Annotated in this window: 4 protein-coding genes; 2 read left to right on the forward strand and 2 right to left on the reverse strand. The window is 34.0% G+C overall.

Annotation, left to right across the window (positions count from 1 at the left end; translation table 11 throughout):
* Positions 1-139 precede the first annotated feature (139 nt).
* Both QZ659_RS20130 and QZ659_RS20135 read right to left on the reverse strand, forming a co-directional pair.
* Positions 140-844, reverse strand: a complete 705-nt coding sequence (locus QZ659_RS20130) for an SDR family oxidoreductase (protein ID WP_291728835.1) — start codon at positions 842-844, stop codon at positions 140-142.
* Between the two features lie 100 nt (positions 845-944).
* Positions 945-2,966, reverse strand: coding sequence for an OstA-like protein (locus tag QZ659_RS20135; RefSeq protein ID WP_291728837.1), 2,022 nt, complete (start codon positions 2,964-2,966; stop codon positions 945-947).
* A 182-nt stretch (positions 2,967-3,148) separates the two neighbouring features.
* Between QZ659_RS20135 and QZ659_RS20140 the strand changes: the two genes are divergently transcribed.
* Entirely contained in the window at positions 3,149-3,412 is a 264-nt protein-coding gene (locus QZ659_RS20140) for a hypothetical protein (protein WP_291728838.1), read from the forward strand.
* Between the two features lie 123 nt (positions 3,413-3,535).
* The gene (locus QZ659_RS20145) at positions 3,536-4,111 is read left to right on the forward strand and encodes a hypothetical protein (RefSeq protein WP_291728839.1); all 576 of its coding nucleotides are present in this window, start codon (positions 3,536-3,538) and stop codon (positions 4,109-4,111) included.
* The last annotated feature ends 274 nt before the right edge of the window (positions 4,112-4,385 follow it).

Raw genomic sequence — 4,385 nt, forward strand, 5'->3', positions numbered from 1 at the left:
GCCAAAATTCAAAGTTTTATGGGACAAGATAAGGATGGAATCTTGCGCTAGAAAATCATTCTTAAACAAGTTCTAAAGAAAAAAAAGTCAATTACATTTCCGTAATTGACTTTTTTGTTTATATGATTCGGATGCTTTTTTACTTTGGATTTGTAGCCCAAACCGTTGCGTCAGTAATAAAACCAACATCATTCATAGAAAGTAGAGATGAAATGGTATGAGCAATTTCAGTTCCTTGTAGTTTGCTTTCGTTTTCTTTGTCTTGCTCCATTCCTACTTTATCAAAAAACTGTGTAACAACTTCACTTGGATTTACTTGCATTACTCTGACATTATGCTTGCGAAGCTCTGCACGCCAACACTCTGTCATGGCTGCAAGAGCAAACTTACTAGAACAGTAAGCCGTTCCACCTGCAAATCCTTTTTGAGATGCCGTAGAAGCAATATTGATAATATTTCCTGTGTTTTCTTTCTGAAAATGCTTGGCTGCTTCTTTTCCTACCATGAAAGCTCCTTTTACATTGACTTCCCAAACTTTTGTAAAGTCTTCCACAGAAGTATCTACCAATGCTCCAAAACTTCCAATGCCTGCATTATTTATCACAACATTTAACCCTCCCATTTCCGAAATGGCTTTTTCAAACATTTTTGCTACATCTTCTTCGTTCGAAACATCAGCAGTTGTGCCTCTGATTCCTAGTTCTGAAATAGCCTTTTCAACATCTTTTTCTGTTCTGGCACAAATAAAAACTTCTGCACCTTGTTGTTTTAAAAGTTTAGCTGTTTGATAGCCTATTCCTGTACTTCCTCCTGTCAAGAGAACTTTAGCGTCTTTAATATTCATAAAAAAATAAATTGAGAGTTTAGGTGTAAGAGTTGAAAATTGATTTCATTCTGCTTGATTGAAGCAATAAGAAAACATATTGTTTCAGAAATATGATTTTTTAAAATTCATACGTCTCTTTCCAAGACTTTACAGGATTTCGGTTGGGGATAACTTCTCCTGTTTCTTCATCTATTTCTATTTTTTTCTTTTGTCCTGTCGTAATTTTTTTAATTTTAAATTTTGGCAATTCTTGGGTATAATAGAAAGGTTGGTTGGGTTGATACACCTCAGTATTCATATTGTAAAATGGAATAACAACATAACCATAGAGTTTAAATTCCTCTGGCAAATCCTTTTTATTTTGAGGATAAACATACAAGAAAAACTCATTGTCAAGATTTCTTTTTGGTAACTTAGGATGGTAATAAGTAAGTTTGGTTTGGTCATCGCTCAAATAAACACCAAAAAATTCTCCATCAATGATACGCTTTCCATCCACATTTTTCACTTTATAGGTATTGTTGGCAGCTTGGTCGATGCTTCTGCCTTGCATAACTTTGTTGTAGGTTGGTTTTTCATCGATACGCCACTCAAAATTACCTAGCCTAGAATTGGTTTTTGTAATGAGTTGAGGAGGAATAACCTGTCCTTCGGGTTGTTGTAGGAACAAAATTTCTTCCAGTTCATTGTCTGCAATAAATTTCATAATGATATTACTGCATTTGATATAATTCATTCCTTTGAGCAGTGTTTCTTCATTTTTTTTCTCTTCCAAAACAAAATAAATACTTTCTCCATTGCCATCTACATTTACATTTTTTATGTAGCCACTATCAAAAACAGCTAATAAATCTCGTCCTTTTATCTGATTGAACTGTCCAAAAACATCAGAGGAAATAACAAAAGCCTTGTCATTGATAATCAAAGAATCAATGCTATTGTCTTGCAATTTGGCTCTAATTTTTGTTCCTGAAAGCTGATTAGATGTGTTCCACAAAACAGGGTCATAATTAAAATAAATAATAGAGTCAGTCAAATCATAATTGATAGAATCACATATTCCTTGAATATCACGCTTATAAATTTTGACATTTCTATATCCATAAAAACGCTGTTCGGCTGCCACGCTGTCGTTCATAGCAATAAGTGTATCTGCCGAAATATAAAGCGTATCATTTTTGAAAGGTTTTACCAAAAGAGCATCTCCATACGCATCCAAACGGCTTTTTATTCCATCGTAGTAGGCTTCGTCTCCAAAAATAGTAATCTGTTCTTTTTTGTAGTAGAGTTGCACATTTTCCTTAAAAACTCCCTTTTCTGTAAGGTTGTCGTAATCAATGAAGTTAGCAGAAATAATATAATCTCTATTTTCAACACGAGTAGCTACATCTGCGCCTTCTGCCGTTTTCAAAATTCCTGTTTGTGCATTGATTTGAGTTCCCTTGACAGCGTTTATTGTTCCATCTTTATTGATTATTTTTCCTTCTGAATCAAAAAATATGGTTTTTGTGAGTGTGTTATAGACCACCGAATCAGCAAAAAGTTGTTGGTCTGGACTGATAGCTTGTACATTTCCACGAAAAGTTGCTACTCTTGAATCTGTGTTGTAGTATCCTCTGTCGCTGGTAAGGCGTGAGGTTTGGTCTCTTACTCTTCCTCCTTCAAAATAATAAGCTGTTTTGGTTTTGAGGTTGTAGTTGAGTTTTTGTGTGGTTACTGTTTTTTCTTGGTCTTGCAAAACAACATTTCCTCTTACCCTTGCCAGTTTGGAATAACCATCGTAGTAGAGCGTATCTCCTACAAGGGTCATACTATCCTTTTCTACAAAACGAATATTTCCAAAGGCTTCAATTTGGTTTCTGTCAATATACTGAAAAACACTATCAGCATACATTACCGTATTTTTTTGCTTAAATTTTACCTGTCCACGTTCATCTTTTTTCAAAATACGTATTTGTTCCCCATTAGGTAAAACATCTCCTTCCAAAACGCCTGCTTGCAAGAGTTCTATTCTTGAAAGTGTCTGTGTGGTATCTTCAATGGTTTCAAGGGTTGGTTTTTTTTCTATGGTTTTATTTGTCTGTGCAAAACCAACAAATGAATAGGTTAAAAACAAAAGGAAAAAGAATAGAAATCTCATAAAATATGATAGAAACTGGTAAAATACAGTCAAAGGCAAGCCTTTAACCTGCAAAGTAAATGATAAAACGCTACAAATTTACTCTAAATAATTTCCAAAGCGAACAAACATCTAGGCAAAACAACAGATTTTGTAGTTACTTATAACTTTGTAGAATTATTTAACAGACAAAAATATAGACTATGAAAACTTCAGAGAATGCGTATGCAACGTTTTGTAAAAAATGGGAGATTGAAAATGTAGAGAAAGTAGAAAAACTTTATGATTTGGAATCCTTGAAAGCCTTTTTGCCAGACCATCCCACAGAAGAAGATAAAGCAGCCTTACAAAGCGTTTTGGGAGCAGGGTTTGACCATTTTTATGGCTATATAGATTATCAAAAATCTACTAATACCTTTGAGCTTATTATGCAATGGAGAGAAAAAACAGGAAAATTCGAAATGTAGGTAAGATAGTCTGTATAAGTTAGAGGTATTTATCTAAAATTTGGTTTTCTCTAAACCACAAGAGGGAGTTTTTCGTTTTTAAATAACAAAAAATCTTATCCAAATACTACTCATCAAGCTATTATGCACGATATAGAACCCTTTTTTGGTTGGGAATTTTCTTATGATTCCAATACCGACAAACGCTCTCCTTTTTATCAAGCACATTATAATACCGACCAATACACCAATAATATTTATGGCTACTACATCCATCCTTATTGGGATTTTATAGGCTCTGAAACACTTTATTTAAAGGTTTTGATGGCAGATTATCATCGTAAATTTGTTATAATAGAGTTTTTGGGTGAGTGGAACGATGCGTTACACAATGATATTATGTATCTCAAACGCAATGTGATTGATTATTTTACAGGAGAAGGAATCAAATACTTTGTTTTGATAGGTGAAAATGTATTGAATTTTCACGGTTCTGATGATGAATATTACGAAGAATGGTTTGAAGATGTAGAAGAAGGTTGGATTGTATTGCTAAACTTTAGAGAATTTGTCCTTAGAGAAATGAATGCCTATAATTTAGACTCTTATCTTATATGGGGAGGAATTTTGGATGAGCTAGACAACTGGCGCACCAAAAGTCCTCATAAGGTTTTTGAAATGGTAAAAACAGAAGTGGAAAAACGAATTGCTTTATTTTGAGGAACTATTCTTTTAAGTGTGTAAGTTTTCAAAATTTAATAGGGTCGCTTGACCCTATTTCAAAGAAGTTGTTTAAGACCTGAAAGTCGGCGAAGCCAATGGAAAAAAGTAGCTTGAATGAAGTGTAGAGTAAATTTTATTTATTATTTCTCGTTCAAGCATTCTGCTTGGACGCACTTTTTGGCTACGCCGACTTTCAGTTCGTCAGCATATGCTGATGAAACGGTAAGCACAAGATGGAATCCTTATCTTGTCCCATATTTTTTCGGATTAG

The sequence above is a fragment of the Bernardetia sp. genome (genome assembly GCF_020630935.1).
GTDB lineage: Bacteria > Bacteroidota > Bacteroidia > Cytophagales > Bernardetiaceae > Bernardetia.

Bases quoted from the DNA above. Each gene is read 5' to 3' on its own strand.
- QZ659_RS20130 (WP_291728835.1), bottom strand. From the start codon at position 844: ATGAATATTAAAGACGCTAAAGTTCTCTTGACAGGAGGAAGTACAGGA.
- QZ659_RS20135 (WP_291728837.1), bottom strand. From the start codon at position 2,966: ATGAGATTTCTATTCTTTTTCCTTTTGTTTTTAACCTATTCATTTGTT.
- QZ659_RS20140 (WP_291728838.1), top strand. From the start codon at position 3,149: ATGAAAACTTCAGAGAATGCGTATGCAACGTTTTGTAAAAAATGGGAG.
- QZ659_RS20145 (WP_291728839.1), top strand. From the start codon at position 3,536: ATGCACGATATAGAACCCTTTTTTGGTTGGGAATTTTCTTATGATTCC.